Here is a 25292-nt window from a genome sequence, read left to right as displayed (position 1 = left end):
CGGTGGAGCTGCATGACAAAGTCATCGGGCATTATCTGAACATAAAACACTATCAATAAGTTGGAGTCATTACCCAGGTCGCCTTTGCGATAACGACGATTTTAATGCTGTGGTCGGTGTCGATTAAAGCCGCCTCGTTGCTGGGCGATCATAGTGAGCAAGGGAAAATTATGGGCTGGATGGAAGGGCTGCGCGGCGTCGGTGTAATGTCGCTGGCGGTGTTTACCATGTGGGTCTTTTCTCGCTTTGCACCGGATGACAGCGCCAGCCTGAAAACAGTCATTATCATCTACAGTGTGGTTTACATCTTGTTGGGGATTCTGTGCTGGTTTTTTGTTAGCGATAACAACAACCTGCGCAGTGCCAATAACGAAGAAAAACAGTCATTCCAGCTTAGCGACATCCTTGCCGTTTTGCGCATCAGCACCACCTGGTATTGCAGCATGGTGATTTTTGGTGTCTTCACCATCTACGCCATTCTGAGTTACTCCACCAACTATCTGACCGAAATGTACGGCATGTCGCTGGTGGCGGCGAGCTACATGGGGATTGTGATCAACAAAATCTTCCGCGCGCTGTGCGGCCCACTTGGCGGCATTATCACCACCTACAGTAAAGTGAAATCCCCTACCCGCGTGATCCAAATCCTTTCCGTACTCGGCCTGCTGGCGTTAACTGCCCTGCTCGTCACGAACTCTAACCCGCAATCGGTCGCGATGGGGATTGGCCTGATTTTACTGCTGGGATTCACCTGTTACGCCTCACGCGGGCTGTACTGGGCCTGCCCTGGCGAAGCGAGAACACCGTCTTACATTATGGGCACCACGGTAGGTATTTGTTCGGTGATTGGATTCCTGCCGGATGTCTTCGTTTACCCGATTATCGGCCACTGGCAAGACACCCTGCCCGCAGCAGAAGCCTACCGCAATATGTGGCTGATGGGAATGGCGGCGCTTGCCATGGTGATTGTCTTTACCTTTTTGCTGTTCCAAAAAATTCGTACTGCTGATAGCGCCCCCGCAATGGCTAGCAGCAAGTAAGCCAGGAAAATTACAGGAGAAAAATCATGTCGAAAAAATACATCATAGGGATTGATGGCGGAAGTCAGAGCACAAAAGTGGTGATGTACGATCTGGAAGGTAATGTGGTTTGCGAAGGTAAAGGCTTATTACAGCCGATGCACACGCCAGATGCCGATACTGCAGAACATCCTGACGACGATTTATGGGCATCATTATGTTTTGCAGGTCACGATTTGATGAGCCAGTTTGCCGGGAATAAAGAAGATATTGTTGGCATCGGCCTGGGCTCCATCCGTTGCTGCCGTGCGTTATTGAAAGCCGACGGCACGCCAGCTGCGCCGTTGATTAGCTGGCAGGATGCACGCGTTACACGCCCTTACGAACATACGAATCCTGACGTGGCGTATGTCACCTCTTTTTCGGGTTATCTGACGCATCGCTTAACCGGCGAGTTTAAAGACAATATCGCCAACTATTTTGGTCAGTGGCCGGTGGATTATAAGAGCTGGGCATGGAGCGAAGATGCTGCGGTAATGGATAAGTTTAATATCCCCCGTCATATGCTGTTTGATGTGCAAATGCCTGGCACCGTCCTCGGACATATCACACCACAAGCCGCACTGGCGACACATTTCCCGGCAGGACTGCCGGTTGTTTGTACCACCAGTGATAAACCGGTAGAAGCTCTGGGGGCCGGATTACTGGATGATGAAACTGCGGTAATTTCTCTTGGCACTTACATCGCATTGATGATGAACGGCAAAGCACTGCCGAAAGATCCGGTAGCGTACTGGCCGATTATGTCTTCTATTCCGCAAACATTGCTGTATGAAGGTTACGGTATTCGCAAAGGTATGTGGACGGTGAGCTGGCTGCGTGACATGTTAGGCGAGTCGTTAATTCAGGATGCCAGGGCGCAGGATCTTTCACCGGAAGATTTACTCAACAAGAAAGCCTCTAGTGTGCCACCTGGCTGTAATGGGCTGATGACGGTGCTGGACTGGCTGACCAATCCGTGGGAACCCTACAAACGCGGGATTATGATCGGCTTTGATTCCAGCATGGATTACGCATGGATATATCGTTCGATACTGGAAAGCGTGGCGCTGACGCTGAAGAACAATTACGACAATATGTGTAATGAAATGAATCACTTTGCGAAGCATGTGATCATTACTGGCGGCGGTTCGAACAGCGATCTGTTTATGCAGATTTTTGCCGACGTGTTCAACCTTCCGGCACGACGTAACGCCATTAACGGTTGTGCAAGCCTGGGGGCAGCGATTAATACAGCGGTAGGTCTGGGGCTATACCCGGATTACGCAACGGCTGTCGATAAAATGGTTCGCGTGAAAGATATCTTTATGCCTGTTGAGAGCAATGCCAAACGCTACGACGCGATGAATAAAGGCATTTTCAAAGATTTAACCAAACACACTGATGTGATTCTGAAAAAATCGTATGAAGTGATGCATGGGGAATTGGGGAATGCGGATTCGATCCAGAGCTGGTCGAATGTGTGAATGAGGTAGGCCGGGCGGAAAACTGCCCGGCCTGAACATACCTAAATGGTTATCCCCGCTGACGCGGGGAACTCTCGTCCAGACTGAATACGTTGTCCCAAAATCTCGGTTTATCCCCGCTGGCGCGGGGAACTCCTATTGATGAGGTGCACCATCAGAAGCGAGATCGGTTTATCCCCGCTGGCGCGGGGAACTCGACGTACAGATTGGCTGCGGCACCTCAAACACCGGTTTATCCCCGCAGGCGCGGGGAACTCTTAATTCGCGTACCTGCGCATCCATTGCCGCGCGGTTTATCCCCGCAGGCGCGGGGAACTCCGCAATCATGTTTTTCATTGGGTTTACGTCCTCGGTTTATCCCCGCAGGCGCGGGGAACTCTTTTTATGACTGAATCCACTACGCCTTCATAGCGGTTTATCCCCGCAGGCGCGGGGAACTCTTTACGTCGTTGATGACATCGTTCAGGTGTTTCGGTTTATCCCCGCAGGCGCGGGGAACTCGTGATTTTCGTACCCGGCGCGATCGCGATATGCGGTTTATCCCCGCAGGCGCGGGGAACTCGATAACCGCTTCGCGGTCAATATCTGCCGCACCGGTTTATCCCCGCAGGCGCGGGGAACTCGCCCATCGCCTGCGCCACACTGTTAAAAAGTTCGGTTTATCCCCGCAGGCGCGGGGAACTCTCATTCGCAATCATCCACTGACTCAGGGGCTGCGGTTTATCCCCGCAGGCGCGGGGAACTCATCGCCGGATATCCACGCCCAGTTACCCAGAACGGTTTATCCCCGCAGGCGCGGGGAACTCATATGCCTGGCTTAAATCGTTTAAATATGTTGCGGTTTATCCCCGCAGGCGCGGGGAACTCTTTGGATCATGTCGTCAGCTAACGCGCTCGCGCGGTTTATCCCCGCAGGCGCGGGGAACTCTCTAAACATAACCTATTATTAATTAATGATTTTTTAAGCCAGTCACAATCTACCAACTTTACAGTATCACACAAACAACACATCCATTATGTTAAAGAGCACTTAATCCATTGATTGAAAAAGTAAATAATTAAAATAACTCTATACAAACTAAAATCGACCAAACTTTACCGCAATAATTTTCACTCCAGCGAAAAATTAATGCCACAGAATTTGTAGAGAATGCTAATGATTAGCCCTGGATGGGTAAAATGGAGGAGTTTTCAGAGGCGACAAACAATATAAATGAGTAGAAGTCTTTACAGGTTCCACCCATTTATAACGCTTATAAATGTTTAATCAGGCAATATTTAAATATTTATGGGTTTGCATCGACAAACGCCAATTACGCGCAATGCAGGTTTCAATGCACAAACGTGTGGCATCATCCTTTTGGCTAATCGGCTGCAGTGCAATGACTCGCGGTTTATCATCGGTCAGCGTTGCCAGTAGTTCATCCAGTGCTTCAATATCGCGTACGCGCCCCACTGGATGCTTGATTTCGTTGGCTCGCTCCAGTGCCTGTGACAACACTTCATAGCCGCCGCGCATGTTCAGCTTTGGCGATACGGTAGCCCAGGTATTCGGTGTGCAGCGTACCTCATGAGTACCACTGGTTTCGATCTGGCAGCTAAAACCGTTCTTTTCGAGCAGATCAGTCAGTGGCAGCAAATCATGAATGCAAGGCTCACCACCCGTAATCACCACATGCCGCGCGGTGTATCCCTGGCGACCAATGACAGCCAGCAAATCTTCACTGCTCGCAGCCCCCCACTTATCACTCTCTTTGGTCTTCGCCAGAATGCTGAAAAGGGAGACTTCCCGATCCTCAAGCTTTTCCCAGGTGTGTTTGGTGTCGCACCAGGCACAGCCAACCGGGCATCCCTGTAAACGAATAAAAATGGCGGGAACGCCGGTAAAGTAACCCTCACCTTGCAGGGTCTGGAACATCTCGTTAATCGGGTACTGCATAGCATTCTCTGTGAAGTGGATAATTGTTAATTATTGCAGATCCTGCCACAACAATCATGTCTTATTAACATTCTGTTACAGGCAGGTTTAAAGAAAAATGCGAAACATATCGTTAATAATTAAAGGGAGTAACGTATTATGTCAGAAGAAAATAAAGAAAATGGATTTAATCATGTCAAAACATTCACCAAAATTATATTTATTTTTTCTGTATTAGTTTTTAATGATAACGAATATAAAATTACCGATGCCGCCGTCAATTTATTTATCCAGATTTAATGAGAAATTTATAATGCGCTATTTCATACTAATGTTCACTTTCGTATGTTCCTTTGTTGCAGCCCAACCAACTATTGTCCCACAATTACAGCAACAAGTTACGGATCTTACGAGTAGCTTAAACTCACAAGAAAAGAAAGAACTGACGCACAAGTTAGAATCTATTTTCAATAATACCCAAGTGCAAATTGCCGTATTAATTGTTCCCACAACCAAAGACGAGACAATTGAACAATATGCTACAAGAGTTTTTGACAATTGGCGTTTAGGAGATGCCAAACGTAATGATGGGATACTGATCGTTGTTGCCTGGTCGGATCGCACTGTCCGCATCCAGGTAGGTTATGGGCTGGAAGAAAAGGTAACCGATGCTCTGGCTGGAGATATCATCCGTAGCAACATGATACCCGCATTTAAACAACAAAAATTAGCTAAGGGATTAGAGCTAGCTATAAACGCTTTGAATAACCAACTCACTTCACAACACCAATATCCGACTAATCCTTCAGAAAGTGAATCAGCGTCTTCCAGTGATCATTATTACTTTGCTATTTTTTGGGTATTTGCAGTGATGTTCTTCCCTTTCTGGTTTTTTCATCAAGGCAGTAATTTTTGTCGCGCATGTAAAAGTGGAGTCTGTATTTCAGCAATCTATCTTTTAGATTTATTCCTGTTCTCCGATAAAATTTTTTCCATTGCTGTATTTTCCTTCTTTTTTACTTTCACCATATTTATGGTCTTTACCTGTTTATGTGTACTTCAGAAAAGAGCATCTGGTAGAAGTTATCATTCAGACAACAGCGGTTCCGCTGGAGGCTCAGATAGCGGCGGATTTAGCGGCGGGGGCGGTTCTTCTGGAGGTGGCGGCGCATCCGGCCGCTGGTAACTCAACCATAAAAAATGCCAGCCCGGAGGCTGGCATTTTTAAATCAGATAAAGTCAGTCTTATGCCTGGCCTTTGATCTCTTTACGACCGTTGTACGGTGCTTTTTCGCCCAGAGCTTCTTCGATACGAATCAGCTGGTTGTATTTAGCAACACGGTCAGAACGGCTCATAGAACCAGTTTTGATCTGGCCTGCAGCAGTACCAACAGCCAGGTCAGCGATGGTAGCGTCTTCAGTTTCGCCAGAACGGTGAGAGATAACTGCAGTGTAGCCAGCATCTTTCGCCATCTTGATTGCAGCCAGAGTTTCGGTCAGAGAACCGATCTGGTTGAATTTGATCAGGATGGAGTTAGCGATACCTTTTTCGATACCTTCTTTCAGGATCTTGGTGTTGGTTACGAACAGGTCGTCACCAACCAGCTGGATTTTGTCGCCCAGAACTTTGGTCTGGTATGCGAAACCGTCCCAGTCAGATTCGTCCAGACCGTCTTCGATAGAAACGATCGGGTACTGTTTGGTCAGTTCTTCCAGGAAGTGAGTGAATTCTTCAGAGGTGAACGCTTTGTTGCCTTCGCCAGCCAGAACGTATTTACCATCTTTGTAGAATTCAGAAGCTGCGCAGTCCATCGCCAAAGTGATGTCTTTGCCCAGTTCATAACCAGCAGCTTTAACAGCTTCAGCGATAACAGCCAGAGCTTCAGCGTTGGAACCCAGGTTCGGCGCATAGCCACCTTCGTCACCAACAGCAGTGTTCATGCCTTTCGCTTTCAGAACTTTTGCCAGGTGATGGAAAACTTCAGAACCCATGCGGATGGCTTCTTTCACAGTTTTCGCGCCAACCGGCTGAATCATGAATTCCTGGATATCAACGTTGTTGTCAGCGTGCTCACCACCGTTGATGATGTTCATCATCGGAACCGGCATAGAGTATTTGCCCGGAGTACCGTTCAGTTCAGCGATGTGCTCGTACAGCGGCATACCTTTAGCAGCTGCAGCAGCTTTGGCGTTAGCCAGAGATACAGCCAGGATTGCGTTCGCGCCGAATTTGGATTTGTTTTCGGTGCCGTCCAGGTCGATCATGATCTTGTCAATGCCAGCCTGATCTTTAGCATCTTTGCCAATCAGCGCCTGAGCGATCGGGCCGTTTACCGCAGCAACAGCTTTGGTTACGCCTTTACCCAGGAAACGGGATTTGTCGCCATCGCGCAGTTCCAGAGCTTCACGGGAACCAGTAGAAGCACCTGACGGAGCAGCTGCCATACCGACGAAACCACCCTCCAGATGTACTTCGGCTTCAACAGTCGGGTTACCACGGGAGTCGATGATTTCACGACCGATGATTTTTACGATTTTGGACATTAGGTTTTCCTCAAGTCACTAGTTAAACTGAAACTCCAGACAAACAACGCGTACCCAGGGTACGCGTTGCCGCTCTAACTTTTTTACTTACTTCGCCTGACGTTTCTGGAACTCGCTGGCGGCTTTCACAAAGCCTGCAAACAGCGGGTGACCATCACGTGGAGTAGAAGTAAACTCCGGATGGAACTGGCAAGCCACGAACCACGGGTGATTCGGAACTTCGATGATCTCGACCAACTGATCATCCCCGGAACGGCCCGCAACGCGCAGACCTGCATCTTCAATCTGTTTCAACAGCATGTTGTTGACTTCGTAACGGTGACGATGACGCTCAACAATTGTCGGCGCATTGTACAGCTGGCGAACCAGGCTATCGTCAACCAACTGGCACTGCTGTGCGCCGAGACGCATGGTACCGCCGAGATCGCTCTTCTCGCTACGAACTTCAACGTTGCCGTTTTCATCGCGCCACTCGGTAATCAGCGCCACAACCGGGTACTTACAGTCTGGCACAAATTCCGTAGAGTTGGCGTTCTCCATGTTGGCAACATGGCGAGCGTAATCAATTAACGCCACCTGCATACCCAGGCAAATGCCCAGATAAGGAATATTGTTCTCACGCGCAAAACGCGCGGTCGTAATCATGCCTTCTACGCCACGATAGCCGAAACCGCCAGGTACGAGGATTGCGTCCAGACCTTTAAGGATTTCAACGCCGCGCGTTTCAACATCTTGTGAATCGATCAGTTTGATGTTGACGCTGACACGATTCTTCAGCCCACCGTGTTTCAGTGCTTCGATCACTGATTTATAAGCATCCGGCAGTTCAATGTACTTGCCGACCATACCGATGGTGACTTCACTTACCGGGTTCGCTTCTTCGAAGATAACCTGTTCCCATTCGGACAGATTCGCTTCCGGGCAGTTTAAGCTGAATCGTTTACAAATATAATCGTCCAGCCCCTGAGATTTCAACAGGCCCGGAATTTTATAGATGGAATCGACGTCTTTCAGAGAAATAACCGCTTTTTCCGGAACATTACAGAACAATGCAATCTTCGCACGTTCGTTCGCCGGAACAGCGCGATCTGAACGACAAATCAGGATGTCAGGCTGGATACCGATGGAGAGCAGCTCTTTTACAGAGTGCTGAGTCGGTTTGGTTTTGACTTCACCAGACGCTGCCATGTACGGCACCAGCGTCAGGTGCATAAACAGAGTGTGCTCACGGCCAATTTCAACAGCCATCTGGCGAATCGCTTCGAGGAACGGCAAGGATTCGATATCACCTACTGTACCGCCGATTTCTACCAGTACTACGTCATGACCTTCGCCACCTTCCAGCACGCGCTCTTTGATTGCGTTAGTGATGTGCGGAATAACCTGCACGGTTGCGCCGAGGTAGTCACCGCGGCGTTCTTTACGCAGAACGTCAGAGTAGATACGACCCGTGGTGAAGTTGTTGCGGCGGCTCATTTTGGTACGAATGAAACGCTCGTAGTGCCCCAGGTCCAGGTCGGTTTCAGCGCCGTCTTCAGTAACGAACACTTCCCCGTGTTGGATTGGGCTCATAGTACCTGGATCGACGTTGATGTACGGATCCAGTTTCATGATGGTCACATTGAGGCCACGGGCTTCAAGAATGGCTGCGAGGGAGGCTGCGGCAATGCCTTTACCCAGAGAGGATACGACCCCGCCGGTCACAAAAATATAGTTCGTTGTCATGCTGAACCTGAGAAGTTAGGTTGAAAAGACGATGGAATAACCAGGACGGGAAAGCAGTATACCCGAACATGACCTGTGCCACAAACTTTCATTATCCCTCCTCTTCGCCAGCGCACTATTGAAATCAGGAGTGAGAAAATAGCCCCTTTGGGGTAAATGTTTTTGACGCAAATCAAGCGCTTGTCATTTAAAAAATGACACAAATGGCGCTTGACCGCGTAATTCCCTTAGAGATCAATTTCCTGCCGTTTTACCTGTTGCCAGACTTCTTCCATTGTTTCGAGGTCAACACCTGTCATTTCCAGTCCACGCGCGGCAACAATACGCTCCACTTCGCGAAAACGACGCTCAAATTTTTCGTTCGCTTTTTGCAATGCGATTTCCGCTTTTGTCCCTAAATGACGAGCCAGATTGACCGTGGCAAACAGCAGGTCCCCCATTTCCTCCTCCAGTTTAGCCTGGTCGACAACAGCCTGCCGCGCTTCGTACATCACCTCGTCGATCTCTTCGTAGACTTTATCGACTACCGGACCAAGCGTCGTCCAATCGAAGCCAACGTTGGCGCAACGTTTCTGGATTTTTTGCGCACGCATTAAAGCCGGTAAACTACGAGGAATATCGTCCAGCGCCGAATGCTGCGCTTTCTGCGCGCGCTCTTCGGTTTTGATTTGCTCCCAACGGGCAAGCACTTCACTACTGTTTTCGGCAGAACTATCAGCAAAAACATGCGGATGGCGACGCTCTAATTTATCGCTAATAGCAGCGCAAATATCATTAAAGTCAAAGCGCCCTTCTTCCTGAGCCATTTGCGCGTAAAACACCACCTGGAATAGCAGATCGCCCAGTTCACCGCGAAGATCGTCAAAATCTTCACGGGCGATGGCGTCCAGCACTTCGTAGGTTTCTTCAAGGGTGTAAGGCGCAATGGTGGCAAATGTCTGCTCTTTATCCCACGGGCAGCCGTTTTCCGGATCGCGCAGGCGCTGCATAATAGTGAGCAAACGGTCGATTTGATTCATTGAATTGTCCTGAAAATTGCGGGTCTGTCAGGTGGAAACCTGTGACCAGAATAGAAGTGAGTTAGTAACACTACCCAATCAGTACGTTAATTTTGGCTTTAATGAGTTGTAATTCCTCTGGGGCAACTGTTCCTTTCTTCGTTGCTCCTCTTGCCCGCCAGGCGATACTTTTTACCTGATCAGCTAACGCTACGCCATCACGTTCCTGACCGGATAAAACAACTTCGAACGGATATCCTTTTGATTGCGTTGTACAAGGAACACACAGACACATACCTGTTTTGTTGTTGTACATGAAAGGACTCAGGACAACAGCTGGACGATGTCCAGCTTGCTCGCTACCTTTTGTCGGGTCAAAATCAACCCAAATCAGATCGCCCATATCGGGTACGTATCGGCTTACCATTACCAGACTTCCTTATCTTTCGGCTCTCCCCAGTCGATATTCTCGTGGAGGTTTTCCGGCGTGATGTCGTTGACCAGTTCAGCAAGCGTAAATACGGGCTCTTTACGCACTGGCTCAATAATTAATTTGCCATCCACCAGGTCAATCTTCACTTCATCATCAATATTCAGATTGAGCGCCTGCATTAACGTAGCCGGGATCCGCACCGCCGGTGAATTTCCCCAACGCTTTACGCTACTGTGGATCATAACCCTTTCCTCAAACCGCTATCATATGTAGATACAGTATATATCAATCTACATTATAGATACGAGCAAATTTCGGCCTAACTCCCGTGCAACCGACGCGCGTCGATAACATCCGGCACCTGGTTGAGTTTACCCAGCACGCGCCCCAGCACTTGCAGGTTGTAAATCTCAATGGTCATGTCGATGGTCGCCAGTTGCTGTTTGGTGTCGCTACGGCTGGCAACGCCAAGCACGTTCACCTTCTCGTTGGCGAGAATGGTCGTGATATCACGTAACAACCCACTACGATCATTAGCCACCACGCGGACCACCAGCGAATATCCGGCGGAGTAGCTCTCACCCCATACCGCGTCAACAATGCGTTCTGGCGCATGGGAGCGCAGTTCCGCCAGTTGTTCGCAATCGGCGCGGTGTACTGAAATACCGCGCCCCTGGGTAATGAAGCCGACAATCTCATCTCCAGGAATCGGCTGGCAGCAGCGCGCGATGTGGTGCATCAGGTTGCCAACACCTTCGACTACCACGCGACCGTTATCTTTACTGCGGTTTTGCGGCGTGTAGCTTTTTTGCTGAAGTTGCTTCAGCGCGGCGGCGTCCTGCTCTTCGGCACTCGGCTTATTAAATTGCGATTGCAGGAAGTTCACCATCTGATTGAGACGGATATCCCCGCCACCAATCGCCGCCAGCAACTCGTCGACATCATTGAAGTTGTAACGCGGCAGCAGATGTTTTTCTGCTTCTTTCAGGCTGATCCCCAGATGTTCCAGCTCGTCGTCAAGGATTTGCCGCCCAGCCAGAATGTTTTTGTCACGGTCCTGTTTACGGAACCAGGCGTGAATTTTCGAACGCCCACGGCTGGTTGTGACGTAACCGAGGTTTGGGTTTAACCAGTCACGGCTGGGGTTCGGCTGTTTCTGGGTGATAATTTCAATCTGGTCGCCCATCTGCAGCTGGTAGGTGAACGGCACAATGCGCCCACCAATTTTTGCCCCGATGCAGCGGTGTCCGACATCACTGTGGATGTGGTAAGCGAAGTCCAGCGGCGTTGATCCCGCAGGCAAATCAACGACATCACCTTTCGGCGTAAAGACGTACACCCGGTCGTCAAAGACCTGACTACGTACTTCGTCGAGCATTTCGCCGGAATCAGCCATCTCTTCCTGCCACGCAATTAGTTTACGCAGCCAGGCAATCCGGTCTTCATGTCCCGAACGTGCGCCGCCAGCAGCCGCGCCCTCTTTATATTTCCAGTGCGCAGCAACACCCAACTCTGCATCTTCATGCATCTGTTTGGTGCGGATTTGGATCTCAACGGTTTTTCCACCCGGCCCCAGAACCACGGTATGAATAGACTGATAACCGTTTGGTTTCGGGTTAGCGACGTAATCGTCAAACTCATCCGGCAGGTGGCGATAGTGAGTGTGCACTATCCCCAGTGCGGCATAACAATCCTGTAAACGCTCGGCGACAATACGTACCGCACGCACATCAAACAGCTCATCGAAGGCGAGGTTCTTTTTCTGCATTTTACGCCAGATGCTGTAGATGTGTTTCGGACGACCATACACTTCAGCTTTAACGCCTTCAGCTTTCATCTCAGCGCGCAGATGACCGACAAACTCTTCGATATAGTGTTCGCGGTCGAGACGGCGTTCATGCAACAGTTTTGCGATGCGTTTGTATTCGGTCGGGTGCAGATAACGGAAGCAGTAATCTTCCAGCTCCCATTTCAGTTGCCCAATCCCAAGACGGTTTGCCAACGGCGCGTAGATATTGGTGCACTCTTTTGCCGCCAGTACGCGTTCATCTTCCGGCGCATCTTTTACTTCCCGCAGATGAGCAATACGCTCCGCCAGTTTGATGACCACGCAGCGAAAATCATCGACCATCGCCAATAACATCCGGCGAACGTTATCGACCTGTTCGGAGGAAACAGAATCAGTGTGCGTCGCTTTCAGCTGGCGGATCGCCGCCATATCACGCACGCCGTGAATAAGGTTAACGACCGACTTACCGACGCTCTCACGCAGCACATCTTCGCTGACTACGTTGGCATCCGCCAGAGGGAAAAGCAGCGCCGCCCGCAGCGTGTCAATGTCCATACTTAATGTCGAGAGGATCTCCACCATCTCAACACCACGCCACAATAACAGACTGGCATCCGGATGCCCCTGCGTCTGTTGCAGACAATACGCCCAGGTTTCGGCTAAGCACTCACACGACTTCTGGCTGGTAATACCCAGACTTGCGATCCATTTTTCCGGATCAAATTCACCAGCCTTATTGATATGTGCACTTCTTACCGCAACCATCGTCCTCTCCTTTAGGGACCAGACCTGCCGAAATCGGCAAATCGCAACTATTTAACGCGCGAGAAAAGTACCATCGATTCCAGATGTCCCGTGTGTGGGAACATATCCAGCATCGCCAGTCGCGCAATGGTATATCCTGCTTTTAATAACGCTTCGCTATCCCGAGCCAGCGTTGCAGGGTTACAGGATACATAAACTATACGAATAGGTTCCAGTTTTATAATTTGCTGCATAACACCTGCGGCACCTGCTCGCGCCGGGTCCAGCAACACTTTATCGAAGCCGTTTTTCGCCCACGGCTGCTTTGTGACATCTTCTTCAAGATTTTCGTGATAAAACGTCACATTCTGTAAGCCATTAAGACGCGCATTCTGCTGGCCTTTTTCCACCAGCGCCGGAACACCTTCTACACCGACCACACTGGCAGCTTGTGTCGCCAATGGCAGTGTAAAGTTGCCCATACCGCAGAACAGATCCAGTACGCGATCTTCAGGTTGCACATCCAGCCATTCCAACGCACGCGCGACCATTTTTTGGTTCACACCCGCATTGACCTGAATAAAATCGCGCGGGCTAAAAGTTAAGCGCAACCCGTTTGAGTCATACCAGGGCATCTCACCAGAGACGGTTTCGAGTATCTCACTATCGGGGGCGAGATACAGATCCAGGCCTTCAGAATGCGAAAAGCGTTCCAGTTTTTCGCGATCTGCCGAACTTAGCGGTGCGGTATGGCGCAAAATCATCAGCGTGCCGCTGGTTGCCTGTACCAGTTCAACATGACCAAGATGGCGCATAGCTTGTAAGCTGCCCAGACATGCCCTGACTTTGGGCAGCAATGCTTCAAGTTGGGGCGCTAAAATGGGGCATTGTTTGACGTCGACAATGTCACTGGAGCCCGCTTTGCGAAACCCCATCTGAAGTTGCTGTGTTTTCGGTAAGTAGTTCAGACTTAAACGCGCGCGACGGCGATAGCCCCAGGGAACATCGGCGATCACTTCAGAGACATCGTGTTTCATTAATCGGGCGAGTGCCGCACTTTTGCTTCGCTGCTGTAAATCCACGCTGGCGTGTTGTTGCTGACAGCCACCGCATACGCCAAAATGAGGACAGCGTGGCGTTTCGCGTTCCGGGCTATCGCTTAACCGGCGTACGACTTTAGCGCGGGCATACTGTTTTTTATCTTCAGTAACAGTAACTTCCGCGTTTTCCTGCGGCAATAATCCGGGGATAAATAGCGTTTTGCCGTTATGTCGCGCCACGCCCTGACCAAAAGAGTCGAGGTCGTTGACTGAAACGGTTATGATCTGACGCGTCGTCGTGCGTCGTTTTGCAGAGTAGAATTGCGCCATTGGCGAGACTTTCTCAATTTAACAGTGTGACCTTAATTGTCCCATAACGGAACTCCATGACCAACTACAGCCTGCGCGCACGCATGATGATTCTGATCCTGGCACCGACCGTCCTTATTGGTTTATTGCTGAGTATCTTTTTCGTCGTGCATCGCTATAACGACTTGCAGCGTCAACTGGAAGATGCCGGTGCCAGCATTATTGAGCCGCTTGCAGTTTCTACTGAATATGGCATGAGCCTGCAAAATCGCGAATCTATCGGTCAGTTAATAAGCGTACTGCATCGTCGCCATTCCGATATTGTTCGCGCGATTTCGGTTTATGATGAAAATAACCGACTCTTTGTCACCTCCAATTTTCATCTTGATCCCTCATCAATGCAGCTCGGCAGCAACGTGCCGTTTCCTCGCCAGCTCACTGTCACTCGTGACGGCGATATTATGATCCTCCGCACGCCGATTATTTCTGAGAGTTACTCCCCCGACGAATCGCCCAGTAGCGATGCCAAAAATAGTCAAAATATGTTGGGATATATTGCGCTGGAGCTGGATCTTAAATCGGTTCGCTTGCAGCAATATAAAGAGATCTTTATTTCCAGCGTGATGATGCTGTTTTGTATCGGTATTGCGCTTATTTTTGGCTGGCGCTTAATGCGCGATGTAACCGGTCCGATTCGCAACATGGTGAATACCGTCGACCGCATCCGTCGCGGGCAACTCGACAGCCGGGTGGAAGGATTTATGCTCGGTGAGCTGGATATGCTGAAAAACGGTATCAACTCGATGGCAATGTCGCTGGCTGCTTATCACGAAGAGATGCAGCACAATATCGACCAGGCGACGTCCGATCTGCGTGAAACGCTGGAGCAGATGGAAATTCAGAACGTTGAGTTGGATCTGGCGAAAAAGCGCGCCCAGGAAGCGGCGCGTATTAAATCCGAGTTTCTGGCAAATATGTCACACGAGCTGCGTACACCACTGAATGGTGTTATTGGCTTTACCCGCCTGACGCTGAAAACAGAATTAACACCAACGCAGCGCGATCACCTGAATACGATTGAACGTTCGGCAAATAATTTGCTGGCAATTATTAATGATGTTCTCGACTTCTCGAAACTGGAAGCAGGTAAGCTGATTCTGGAAAGTATTCCATTCCCACTACGCAGCACGCTGGATGAAGTCGTTACTCTGCTGGCACATTCTTCTCACGATAAAGGGTTGGAACTGACGCTCAATATTAAAAGCGACGTGCCTGATAACGTGATCGGCGACCCGCTGCGATTACAGCAAATCATCACTAACCTGGTGGGGAATGCAATTAAATTCACCGAGAATGGCAACATTGATATTCTGGTAGAAAAACGTGCGCTGAGTAATACCAAAGTGCAGATTGAAGTGCAGATTCGGGATACCGGCATTGGTATTCCTGAACGCGATCAATCGCGCTTATTCCAGGCCTTCCGACAGGCTGATGCCAGTATTTCCCGCCGTCATGGTGGCACCGGGCTGGGGCTGGTGATTACACAAAAACTGGTTAATGAAATGGGCGGCGATATTTCGTTCCATAGCCAGCCGAATCGCGGTTCAACTTTCTGGTTCCACATTAATCTCGATCTGAACCCGAACATTATTATCGAAGGGCCATCCACCCAGTGCCTCGCAGGTAAGCGCCTGGCCTATGTCGAACCAAACTCCGCAGCAGCGCAATGCACGCTGGATATTTTAAGTGAAACGCCGCTGGAAGTGGTTTATAGCCCAACGTTCTCCGCGCTGCCTCCCGCGCATTACGACATGATGTTGTTAGGCATCGCGGTGACCTTCCGCGAGCCGCTAACAATGCAACATGAGCGATTAGCGAAAGCGGTATCGATGACCGATTTCCTGATGCTGGCACTTCCTTGCCATGCACAAGTCAATGCTGAAAAACTCAAGCAAGATGGTATCGGCGCGTGTCTGCTGAAACCATTAACACCTACACGCCTGTTGCCTGCCCTGACGGAATTTTGTCATCACAAACAAAACACGCTTTTGCCTGTAACCGATGAAAGTAAGCTGGCAATGACAGTCATGGCGGTTGATGACAACCCCGCTAACCTGAAACTTATCGGCGCATTGCTGGAAGATATGGTGCAACATGTGGAACTTTGCGATAGCGGGCATCAGGCGGTTGAACGGGCGAAACAGATGCCGTTCGATTTGATCTTAATGGATATTCAAATGCCGGACATGGATGGCATTCGGGCCTGCGAACTCATCCACCAACTCCCGCATCAGCAACAAACGCCGGTTATCGCGGTAACGGCGCATGCAATGGCCGGGCAAAAAGAGAAGCTGCTTGGCGCAGGGATGAGCGATTATCTGGCGAAACCGATTGAAGAAGAGCGATTGCATAATTTGTTGTTGCGCTACAAGCCTGGCAGCGGTATTTCCTCTCGCGTCGTGACGCCCGAAGTCAACGAAATTGTGGTGAACCCGAATGCGACCCTCGACTGGCAACTGGCACTACGCCAGGCAGCAGGAAAAACCGATTTAGCGCGCGATATGCTGCAAATGTTACTCGATTTCCTGCCTGAAGTTCGCAACAAAGTTGAGGAACAGCTGGTTGGAGAAAACCCGGAAGGCCTGGTTGATTTGATTCATAAACTGCATGGCAGTTGCGGCTATAGCGGTGTGCCACGTATGAAGAATCTCTGCCAACTGATCGAACAACAGCTACGTAGCGGTACTAAAGAAGAAGATTTGGAACCGGAGCTGCTGGAACTGTTGGACGAGATGGATAATGTCGCGCGCGAAGCCAGCAAAATTCTCGGGTAATGGATGTCTTGTCGAGTAGCAATCGGCTTTTTATGACGCTGGTTTCAGATTGGTGACAAAGTGCCTGTGTTTATGCCGGATGCGGCGTTAACGCCTTATCCGGCCTACAAAACCAATTAAATTCAATGAATTAAAAAATGATGTAGACCTGATACATAGCACAACAGGCTATTTTGCGTTTAGCATCAGTCTCAAACCGGCTCCAGATAGAGCCGGTTTTGGTTTTCTGTCTTAACGCACCATGCACGGACGCTTGTTATCGAACGTCCAGCCAGGAATCAGATACTGCATTCCCATCGCATCGTCACGCGCGCCAAGCCCGTGTTTCTGATACAGCTCATGGGCTTTCATCACTTGATCCATATCGATTTCTACACCCAGCCCCGGTTTTTCTGGCACCTGTACCAGCCCGCCTTTGATCTCAAACGGTTCTTTGGTCAGGCGCTGATTGCCTTCCTGCCAAATCCAGTGCGTATCAATAGCAGTAATTTTACCCGGTGCAGCGGCGGCAACATGGGTAAACATCGCCAGGGAAATATCGAAGTGGTTGTTAGAGTGTGAACCCCAGGTCAGGCCAAATTCATGGCACATTTGCGCCACACGTACCGAACCTTGCATTGTCCAGAAATGCGGATCCGCCAGCGGGATATCAACGGATTGCAGGGAGAGCGTATGGCCCATTTGCCGCCAGTCGGTGGCGATCATATTGGTTGCAGTCGGCAGACCTGTCGCGCGACGGAACTCTGCCATCACTTCACGCCCGGAGAAACCTTGCTCCGCACCACACGGATCTTCTGCATAAGCCAGTGACCCTTTCAGGTATTTACCAATTTTAATCGCTTCGTTCAGCGACCAGGCACCGTTAGGATCGAGCGTAATACGCGCCTGCGGGAAACGTTTCGCCAGTGCCACAATAGACTCGGCTTCTTCTTCCCCGGCCAGTACACCGCCCTTCAGTTTGAAATCGTTGAAGCCATATTTTTCATATGCCGCTTCCGCCAGGCGCACCACCGCATCCGGCGTCATCGCGTCTTCATGACGCAGGCGATACCAGTCGCATGAGTCATCCGGCTGGCTTTGATACGGCAGCGGTGTGGCTTTGCGATTACCGACGAAGAACAGATAACCGAGCATTTCGACTTCGCTACGCTGTTGACCATCGCCCAGCAGCGATGCCACGTTTACCCCCAGATGCTGCCCCAGCAGATCCAGCATTGCCGCTTCTATCCCGGTAACTACATGAATAGTGGTACGCAAATCAAATGTCTGCAAACCGCGCCCACCAGCATCACGATCGGCAAAAGTATTACGCACCAGCGTCAGAACGTTTTTGTATTCACCCAGCGTTTTACCCACTACCAGCGGAATCGCATCTTCCAGCGTTTTACGGATTTTCTCGCCGCCGGGAATTTCCCCTACGCCAGTGTGACCAGAATTATCTTTGATAATCACAATATTACGCGTAAAGAACGGTGCGTGTGCACCACTCAGATTCATCAGCATACTGTCATGACCCGCCACCGGGATAACCTGCATTTCAGTAACAACAGGCGTCGTAAATTGAGAACTCATATTTATGTCCTTTTTCAGAATCAATGACGGCCGAAAACGGGACGTTTACGGTCAAAGGTCCAGCCGGGGATCAGGTACTGCATCGGACCTGCGTCGTTACGCGCACCGCCAGGCAGACGTTTATAGGCCTCATGTGCCTTTTGTACCTGTTCCCAGTCCAGTTCCACGCCCAGACCGGGCGCATCAGGAACGGCAATTTTTCCGTTTTTAATCTCCAGCGGATTTTGGGTCAGGCGACAATCGCCCTCCTGCCAAATCCAGTGGGTATCGATAGCGGTAGGATTACCCGGTGCCGCCGCGCCCACATGGGTAAACATCGCCAGAGAGATATCGAAATGGTTATTAGAATGGCAGCCCCAGGTCAGCCCCCAGTCGTCGCAAAGCTGCGCCACACGGACTGCACCGGAAAGCGTCCAGAAGTGCGGATCGGCAAGTGGAATATCTACCGCATTGAGCATCACCGCATGACCCATTTCGCGCCAGTTGGTGGCGATCATGTTAGTCGCGACGGGCAAGCCGGTCGCCCGTCGAAATTCCGCCATCACTTCACGTCCGGAGAAGCCCTGTTCTGCGCCGCATGGATCTTCGGCATAGGTAAGAACATCATTCAGCCCTTTGCATAAAGAAATGGCTTCATCAAGCAGCCATGCACCGTTGGGATCAACGGTAATCCGCGCATCCGGGAAGCGTTTCTTCAATGCACGAACAGTGTCGATTTCTTGCTCGCCAGGTAACACGCCGCCCTTAAGTTTGAAATCTTTAAAGCCGTAGCGATCCTGTGAGGCTTCCGCCAGACGCACAACGGCTTCGCTGTTCATCGCTTTCTGATGGCGCAACTGATACCACTCATGGTTGCCCGGCGTATTTTCCAGATAAGGAAGATCGGTTTTGGTCCGATCACCGATATAAAACAGATAACCGAGGACGGTAATAGTCTCGCGTTGCTTGCCTGGCCCCAACAGTTCGCAGACCGGAACATTCAGCGCCTTACCTAGCAGGTCAAGCAAGGCGGCTTCCAGCGCCGCCACGGCATTAACGCGCAATTCAAAAGTCCAGGCACCTTTGCCGAAGGTATCAAAATCGGCTGCCTGATTACCTTTATGCACCTGCTGAACCACTTTATTCAGGCGCGCAACTTCCTGGCCCAGAACCATCGGAATAGCATCGACCAGTGTTTGATAAATCACCTCTCCGCCCGGCGCTTCACCAATGCCGGTATGCCCGGCGTTATCGGTGAGTACCACAATATTGCGGGTGAAATATGCGTTATGTGCCCCACCAATATTAAGCAACATGCTATCGTGCCCGGCGACCGGAATGACTTTCATATCAGTAATAACAGGACTGGATTGTGTCGTCATCTTATTGCCCCGCGACAGGTTTCAGCTCGATACGCTTGATATCGCCCACCAGCACCAGGTAGCTCAGTACCGCGATTAAGGCATGAACACCAACATAAATCAGCGCCCCATTAAAGGAGCCAGTCGTGCCAACGATATAACCAATTGCGATTGGCGTGACGATGCCAGAAATGTTACCGAACATGTTGAACAGGCCACCGGAAAGACCGCTGATCTCTTTTGGCGCGGTATCTGCCATTACTGCCCAACCCAGCGCCCCGATGCCCTTACCGAAGAAGGCCAGCGCCATAAAGCCGATGATCATCCACTCAACGTTGACGTAGTTGCAGAACACCATCACCATCGACAGCAACATGCCCATTACGATCGGTGTTTTACGCGCAATGTTCAGCGATCCCGTGCGGCGCATCAGCCAGTCGGAAATAATCCCACCCAGCACACCGCCGATAAAACCGCAAACCGCCGGAACGGAAGCCACAAAGCCCGCTTTCAGAATCGACATCCCGCGTGCCTGCACCAGATAAACCGGGAACCAGGTAATAAAGAAGTAAGTCAGGGCGTTGATACAGTACTGACCGATATAAACGCCGATCATCATCCGTGACCCGAGCAGCTGTTTGATCTGCCCCCACTTCACGCTGAACGGCACTTTAACTTTAGTGTTTTGCTGATCCATATTGATCAGCGCGCCACCCGCGGCGATATACTCCAGCTCTTTCTGATTTACGCCCGGATGTTGATTTGGCTCGTGGATGACTTTCAACCAGATAAAGCTGATGACAATGCCCAGACCGCCCATAAAGAAGAAGACGTGTGACCAGCCCACTTCATGCGTCAGCCAGCCCATAATCGGCGCGAAGATAACCGTTGCGAAGTATTGGGCGGAGTTAAAAATCGACACCGCCGTTCCCCTTTCCTGCGCCGGAAACCAGGCCGCAACAATGCGACTGTTGCCGGGGAAAGATGGCGCTTCAGCAAGCCCGACCAGGAAGCGCAGCGTAAACAGGGCAACGATAATGCCGAATCCACTAAAGATATCGACGAAGCCTTGCAGCAAGGTAAACATCGACCAGATAAAGATCGACCAGAAGTAGACGCGTTTTGAACCAAAACGGTCCAGCAACCAGCCACCAGGGATCTGCCCGATAACATAAGCCCATGAGAAAGCAGAGAACACATAGCCCATTCCCACAGGATCAAGGCCGATATCTTTGGCCATTTCCGAACCGGCGATAGAGAGCGTAGCGCGGTCGCCGTAGTTGAAGGATGTGACGATAAACAACATCACCACTATCCAGTAACGAGCATTTGTGCGTTTTTCCACACTGCTCGCAGCCTGACTTAAAGAACTCATTGTTGCACTCCTGAAAATTCGCGTTAGCCACGCTCACTCTGGACTGCGACATCGCCAGGAAATCAGAGGTGACGTAGGGTGTTTTTTGCCGTTTTTATAGGTCGTTCGCCGAATACGGCGCGTGTTTATATCTGGCAATAGCAGTATAAAAAGCGCGCCATAGCGGCTCACCGTGCAACAACACAACATTAATGCGTTCAATGAGGCCCGATTTTGGCATTAGCCCTGGACGGTGGAATCCACTTCACGGAAATGAAAACAAGAACAAGAAAGGAAGGGTTAAAACGAAGAAATAAAGAAGAGTATGAAATGGATCGCTTGACTCCAGGCAAACGCCAGTAAAAATCCGCACTATGAAGCAGTTTTTACTGGCATTTGCCTGAAAAGATTCGATTCAGCACTGCTAAAACGGCATTTACCGCTCGCTGAACATATCAGGACAACAGCGTGCCCCAATGTTCGACCCACGGATTTGATTCCGTTTCCGGTTCCGGGTTCTCACTGGCGTCAATCAACAGCATTTCGCCAACCCGCTGAGCGCTCTGTTCCTGCAACAAGGCATCGAACTGTTTGCCGCCATTGCAGAAATTCACATAACTACTGTCGCCGAGCGCAATCACGCCATAACGCAGATTCGGCTGGAAGCCCAGACTATCTTTGATTCCCTGAAAGAGTGGCACAATGCTATCAGGAAGGTCGCCCTGCCCGGTCGTGGACGTAACCACCAGAACATACTTATCCTGATAGGGCAGCCAGTCGCTTAATTCAGGATCTTCAAATACCGTTGCTTTGTGGCCCTGCGCGGTCAGAATCGCTTCCGCTTCTTCGGCCACTAACAGTGAATTCCCGTACATGGTGCCGACAAAAATACCAATTTCCGCCATACCGTTTTCTCCCTGGATTAGGAACTTATCTCTCCATCCTGACCCGATGGCGCACTGAACTCAACCCTTTCATTTTCAGGAAGCAGACCGCGCCAGCCAAATTGTGATAACGCCTGCATCCAGGTGTCGTCCAGGCCCGCGTGAATAGTCAGCGGCTCGCCAGTAAAAGGATGCGTCAATGACAACTGACTGGCATGTAGCATTAACCGCTGGAGGCCAAAATGCTCAGCACCGCTGCGATTCTGGCGTAAATCGCCATGTTTGCTATCGCCAATAATCGGATGACGCAAATGGGCAAGATGTCGGCGAAGCTGATGTTTGCGTCCGGTTTTCGGCTCCAGTTCCACCAGGCCGTAGCGCGTGGTCGGGTAACGTCCGGTCGCTACCGGCATTTCTACGGTCGCCAGACCGCGATAATGCGTCACTGCTGGCTGCGGGCCTTTATCTTCGCGGGCAAATTTATCAGCGATTTTGTCCAGTTCTTCCACCAGTGGATAATCCAGCACCGCTTCTTCCATCAACCAGCCGCGCACAATCGCATGGTAACGTTTCTGGATTTGGTGCTGTTCAAACTGTTGTGCCAGCAGCCGTCCGGCCTCGCTGGATAATCCCATCAACAACACACCAGAAGTGGGTCGGTCCAGACGATGAGCAGTAAAAACATGCTGGCCTATCTGGTCACGCACGGTTTGCATGACCACTACTTTCTCGTCGCGATCCAGCCAGCTGCGGTGAACCAGCCAGCCGGAGGGTTTATTTACCGCAACCAGCCATTCATCCTGATAGAGTATTTCCAGCATTAGCTCGCATCATCCGCAAAAAGAGCATCCAGTTTTTCCAGCTCAGCCAGAATAAGCGCGCGTTGCGGATGGTCCGTCGCCAGCGCCATTTCATAATAGGGTGCAACGGCAAAAGCGCCCGGTAACGGCTGTTTGTTATCTAACAAATCGTGCATTCGCGGGATCAGCACCCACTGCAACCACTCCAGTGGTTCCATGGTGTCCATAAAGAACGGTTGGGTACTATTAAATTGATGCGGCTGGGGTTCATCGTTTCGCCAGTGCTGATGTTCACGCAGTAACGCTTCAAGCGTCTGCAACTGGAGACGAACGCGGTCATGAGTGGTCATAAAGCAACCTCAATAAGAAAAACTGCCGCGAAGGATAGCAGGAATAAAAAAAGGGAGCACTGTATTCACAGCGCTCCCGGTTCGTTTCGCAGCATTCCAGCTACTTTTGTTGCTCCCTGCTCATCCTTGACAACTTTTCCTCTGGCCTTGCGGCCAATCGTTCATCCTGAACTATTGCTTCCTGCTCACACCACCCCGATGTGATACTTCATCCTGAAGTGTCCCTGGCCTTCCTGACCCACCGAATCATCCTGACCGGTTCTCATTCTCCATCCTGGAGGTGTCCTTTAACGCGTCCTGCGTCATCCTCTTCGCTTCATCCAGAAGCCTTTCCCTGAAACACCATCCTGGTGCGTCCTGCAGAAGTGTCATCATCCTGATGTTCACTTCGTTGTCTGACTCCCTGTCGACGAAGATAGAATCGTCTTTTTCGCGAAGTCTTACAAGGCGCTTACAGACAATGCCTTAAGGAAAATTTCATATGAAAGTTAAGAATTAACAAGTAACATGTTGTTTTTAAATGAAAATAACGATTCTTATCTTTTTAAGTATTCGCTTATTTCCTGGCGATCTCCTACAGGGTCTGTAAGAGATCTCTCACAACCAGATGGGGTATTTGGATTACAGAAGAGGCTTAAGTTGATTAAGGAATTCCGCAAGATTTGAGGCTAAATGCGTCCGTTTACGTGTTCCCAGCGTCTCTTTGCACACTTCACCGGAGAGATTACACACCGAGATGACCTCTAACTCTTCTTCCAGCGTCGCGATAAATAGCGTGGGCGGCAGTTTTAGCCTTTTCTGAGTCACCAGATGACCAATCAGATTTTCCTGCACCCGACGGAAGTCGTCTTCACTCCAGGTTTGCAGCAATGTCAGTTTGATATCGCCAAACTGCGCGTGCATATCCCCGGCAAACTGAGTCGTATAAAAGGTATGAATTGTGGGTTGTATCACAATATCAAAAGCGCGTTCAACCGCGTTTACATTTTGTTCCCCGGTAAACGGCTGGGGTTGCCAGTATACGGCATCTTCGGTAGTTGAAATAATGCACGGTGAAGGAACACCGTACAGTTCCTCACTTAACGGCCAGCTTTTATGCTCTTCATGCCACGCATCGCAGTAGCGTGCAGTAAAATCTTTCAGGGCTTGTGCGGTCAAATCGTCCACTAATTTCTCTCTTCACTTAAACCAGATACACTTGTCGTTTAGTTTATCTGGTTTATGACGGTGAAACATGTCTTCTTATGCAAACCATCAGGCACTTGCGGGCCTGACTCTTGGAAAATCAACCGATTACCGGGATACCTATGACGCCAGCCTACTGCAAGGCGTTCCACGCAGCCTGAATCGCGACCCGCTGGGTCTGAAAGCGGATAACCTGCCTTTTCACGGTACGGATATCTGGACGCTGTATGAACTTTCCTGGCTGAATGCGAAAGGTTTGCCGCAGGTCGCTGTCGGTCATGTTGAACTTGATTACACCAGCGTAAATCTGATTGAGTCGAAGAGTTTTAAGCTCTATCTCAACAGTTTTAACCAGACGCGTTTTAATAACTGGGATGAGGTGCGCCAGACGCTGGAGCGCGACTTAAGCACTTGCGCTCAGGGTAAGATTAGCGTGGCGTTATATCGTCTTGATGAACTGGAAGGCCAGCCGATAGGTCATTTTAATGGCACTTGCATTGATGACCAGGATATCACTATCGATAACTATGAATTCACTACTGACTATCTGGAGAATGCCACCTGTGGTGAAAAAGTAGTGGAAGAGACGCTTGTCAGCCACCTGCTGAAATCAAACTGCCTGATCACCCATCAACCAGATTGGGGTTCGATCCAAATTCAGTATCGTGGACGCCAAATTGACAGAGAAAAACTGCTGCGTTACCTGGTCTCATTCCGTCATCACAACGAGTTCCACGAACAGTGCGTGGAACGCATCTTTAATGACCTGTTACGCTTCTGCCAGCCAGAAAAATTGAGCGTTTACGCACGTTATACCCGTCGTGGCGGTCTGGACATTAACCCGTGGCGCAGTAATAGCGATTTTGTCCCATCGACCACAAGACTGGTTCGGCAATAAATTTTTTCTCAATTTTGCGTGCTGGATTCA

21 protein-coding genes, 1 pseudogene and 1 CRISPR repeat array are annotated in these 25292 nt (G+C 50.2%); of the genes and pseudogenes, 7 read left to right on the top strand and 15 right to left on the bottom strand.

Annotated features, from left to right (window positions below; translation table 11 throughout):
• Positions 1–2: 2 nt before the first annotated feature.
• From RTW80_RS31365 to RTW80_RS13180, 3 genes and pseudogenes are all read left to right on the top strand, one after another.
• Entirely contained in the window at positions 3–59 is a 57-nt protein-coding gene (locus RTW80_RS31365) for an IS1 family transposase (RefSeq protein ID WP_003032489.1), read from the top strand.
• A gap of 15 nt (positions 60–74) precedes the next feature.
• Positions 75–1040, top strand: a pseudogene (locus RTW80_RS13185) (MFS transporter); the annotation flags it as partial.
• A gap of 26 nt (positions 1041–1066) precedes the next feature.
• The gene (locus RTW80_RS13180; protein ID WP_000039694.1) at positions 1067–2545 is read left to right on the top strand and encodes an FGGY-family carbohydrate kinase; all 1479 of its coding nucleotides are present in this window, start codon (positions 1067–1069) and stop codon (positions 2543–2545) included.
• A gap of 45 nt (positions 2546–2590) precedes the next feature.
• Positions 2591–3473: a CRISPR direct-repeat array (repeat unit 29 nt; unit sequence CGGTTTATCCCCGCAGGCGCGGGGAACTC).
• 339 nt (positions 3474–3812) lie between these two features.
• Here RTW80_RS13180 and queE read toward each other — a convergent pair.
• Entirely contained in the window at positions 3813–4484 is a 672-nt protein-coding gene (gene queE, locus RTW80_RS13175; protein ID WP_063119261.1) for a 7-carboxy-7-deazaguanine synthase QueE, read from the bottom strand.
• 138 nt (positions 4485–4622) lie between these two features.
• Between queE and yqcG the strand changes: the two genes are divergently transcribed.
• Together yqcG and RTW80_RS13165 are read left to right on the top strand one after the other, a co-directional pair.
• Positions 4623–4763: a cell envelope stress response protein YqcG gene (gene yqcG / locus RTW80_RS13170; protein WP_001288228.1), complete on the top strand. Its 141-nt coding sequence runs from the start codon at positions 4623–4625 to the stop codon at positions 4761–4763.
• A gap of 13 nt (positions 4764–4776) precedes the next feature.
• Positions 4777–5649: a TPM domain-containing protein gene (locus RTW80_RS13165; protein ID WP_001268460.1), complete on the top strand. Its 873-nt coding sequence runs from the start codon at positions 4777–4779 to the stop codon at positions 5647–5649.
• Positions 5650–5708: 59 nt separating this feature from the next.
• Here the strand turns inward: RTW80_RS13165 and eno are convergent, their stop codons facing one another.
• The 7 genes from eno to rlmD all read right to left on the bottom strand — a co-directional run bounded on the left by eno (position 5709) and on the right by rlmD (position 14066).
• The gene (eno, locus tag RTW80_RS13160; protein WP_000036723.1) at positions 5709–7007 is read right to left on the bottom strand and encodes a phosphopyruvate hydratase; all 1299 of its coding nucleotides are present in this window, start codon (positions 7005–7007) and stop codon (positions 5709–5711) included.
• Between the two features lie 87 nt (positions 7008–7094).
• Positions 7095–8732, bottom strand: coding sequence for a glutamine hydrolyzing CTP synthase (gene pyrG / locus RTW80_RS13155; protein WP_000210878.1), 1638 nt, complete (start codon positions 8730–8732; stop codon positions 7095–7097).
• A 227-nt stretch (positions 8733–8959) separates the two neighbouring features.
• Positions 8960–9751, bottom strand: coding sequence for a nucleoside triphosphate pyrophosphohydrolase (gene mazG, locus RTW80_RS13150; RefSeq protein ID WP_001071648.1), 792 nt, complete (start codon positions 9749–9751; stop codon positions 8960–8962).
• Between the two features lie 70 nt (positions 9752–9821).
• On the bottom strand, positions 9822–10157 hold the full coding sequence (mazF, locus tag RTW80_RS13145) for an endoribonuclease MazF (protein WP_000254738.1): 336 nt from the start codon (positions 10155–10157) through the stop codon (positions 9822–9824).
• Positions 10157–10405 (bottom strand): type II toxin-antitoxin system antitoxin MazE, encoded by a 249-nt coding sequence (gene mazE, locus RTW80_RS13140; protein WP_000581937.1) that lies wholly within the window; start codon positions 10403–10405, stop codon positions 10157–10159. The genes mazF and mazE overlap by 1 nt, the downstream gene beginning before the upstream one ends.
• 77 nt (positions 10406–10482) lie before the next feature.
• Complete coding sequence (gene relA / locus RTW80_RS13135) at positions 10483–12717, bottom strand: GTP diphosphokinase (protein WP_000226815.1); 2235 nt, start codon at positions 12715–12717, stop codon at positions 10483–10485.
• Positions 12718–12764: 47 nt separating this feature from the next.
• The gene (gene rlmD, locus RTW80_RS13130; protein ID WP_000046812.1) at positions 12765–14066 is read right to left on the bottom strand and encodes a 23S rRNA (uracil(1939)-C(5))-methyltransferase RlmD; all 1302 of its coding nucleotides are present in this window, start codon (positions 14064–14066) and stop codon (positions 12765–12767) included.
• A gap of 56 nt (positions 14067–14122) precedes the next feature.
• Between rlmD and barA the strand changes: the two genes are divergently transcribed.
• On the top strand, positions 14123–16879 hold the full coding sequence (barA, locus tag RTW80_RS13125) for a two-component sensor histidine kinase BarA (RefSeq protein ID WP_000186450.1): 2757 nt from the start codon (positions 14123–14125) through the stop codon (positions 16877–16879).
• Positions 16880–17110: 231 nt separating this feature from the next.
• Here the strand turns inward: barA and gudD are convergent, their stop codons facing one another.
• From gudD to syd, 7 genes are all read right to left on the bottom strand, one after another.
• Positions 17111–18451, bottom strand: a complete 1341-nt coding sequence (gene gudD / locus RTW80_RS13120) for a glucarate dehydratase (protein ID WP_000098247.1) — start codon at positions 18449–18451, stop codon at positions 17111–17113.
• A 20-nt stretch (positions 18452–18471) separates the two neighbouring features.
• The gene (locus RTW80_RS13115) at positions 18472–19812 is read right to left on the bottom strand and encodes an enolase C-terminal domain-like protein (RefSeq protein WP_000211759.1); all 1341 of its coding nucleotides are present in this window, start codon (positions 19810–19812) and stop codon (positions 18472–18474) included.
• Between the two features lies 1 nt (position 19813).
• Entirely contained in the window at positions 19814–21166 is a 1353-nt protein-coding gene (gene gudP / locus RTW80_RS13110) for a galactarate/glucarate/glycerate transporter GudP (RefSeq protein ID WP_000097082.1), read from the bottom strand.
• Positions 21167–21600: 434 nt separating this feature from the next.
• Complete coding sequence (locus RTW80_RS13105) at positions 21601–22050, bottom strand: flavodoxin (protein WP_000807751.1); 450 nt, start codon at positions 22048–22050, stop codon at positions 21601–21603.
• Between the two features lie 17 nt (positions 22051–22067).
• A complete protein-coding gene (truC, locus tag RTW80_RS13100) occupies positions 22068–22850 on the bottom strand; it encodes a tRNA pseudouridine(65) synthase TruC (RefSeq protein ID WP_000890001.1) in 783 nt (260 codons plus the stop codon).
• The gene (locus RTW80_RS13095) at positions 22850–23179 is read right to left on the bottom strand and encodes a YqcC family protein (RefSeq protein ID WP_000207003.1); all 330 of its coding nucleotides are present in this window, start codon (positions 23177–23179) and stop codon (positions 22850–22852) included. The genes truC and RTW80_RS13095 overlap by 1 nt, the downstream gene beginning before the upstream one ends.
• A gap of 621 nt (positions 23180–23800) precedes the next feature.
• Positions 23801–24346, bottom strand: coding sequence for a SecY-interacting protein (gene syd / locus RTW80_RS13090; protein WP_000342431.1), 546 nt, complete (start codon positions 24344–24346; stop codon positions 23801–23803).
• 67 nt (positions 24347–24413) lie between these two features.
• Between syd and queF the strand changes: the two genes are divergently transcribed.
• The gene (queF, locus tag RTW80_RS13085) at positions 24414–25262 is read left to right on the top strand and encodes an NADPH-dependent 7-cyano-7-deazaguanine reductase QueF (RefSeq protein ID WP_000100420.1); all 849 of its coding nucleotides are present in this window, start codon (positions 24414–24416) and stop codon (positions 25260–25262) included.
• Positions 25263–25292: the final 30 nt, after the last annotated feature.

Origin of the sequence: Escherichia sp. AM3 (assembly GCF_032029835.1) — a bacterium.
Classification (GTDB): Bacteria; Pseudomonadota; Gammaproteobacteria; order Enterobacterales; family Enterobacteriaceae; genus Escherichia; species Escherichia coli.
Note: the sequence above shows the minus strand (reverse complement) of the source record. Positions and strands in the feature narration are given on the sequence as shown.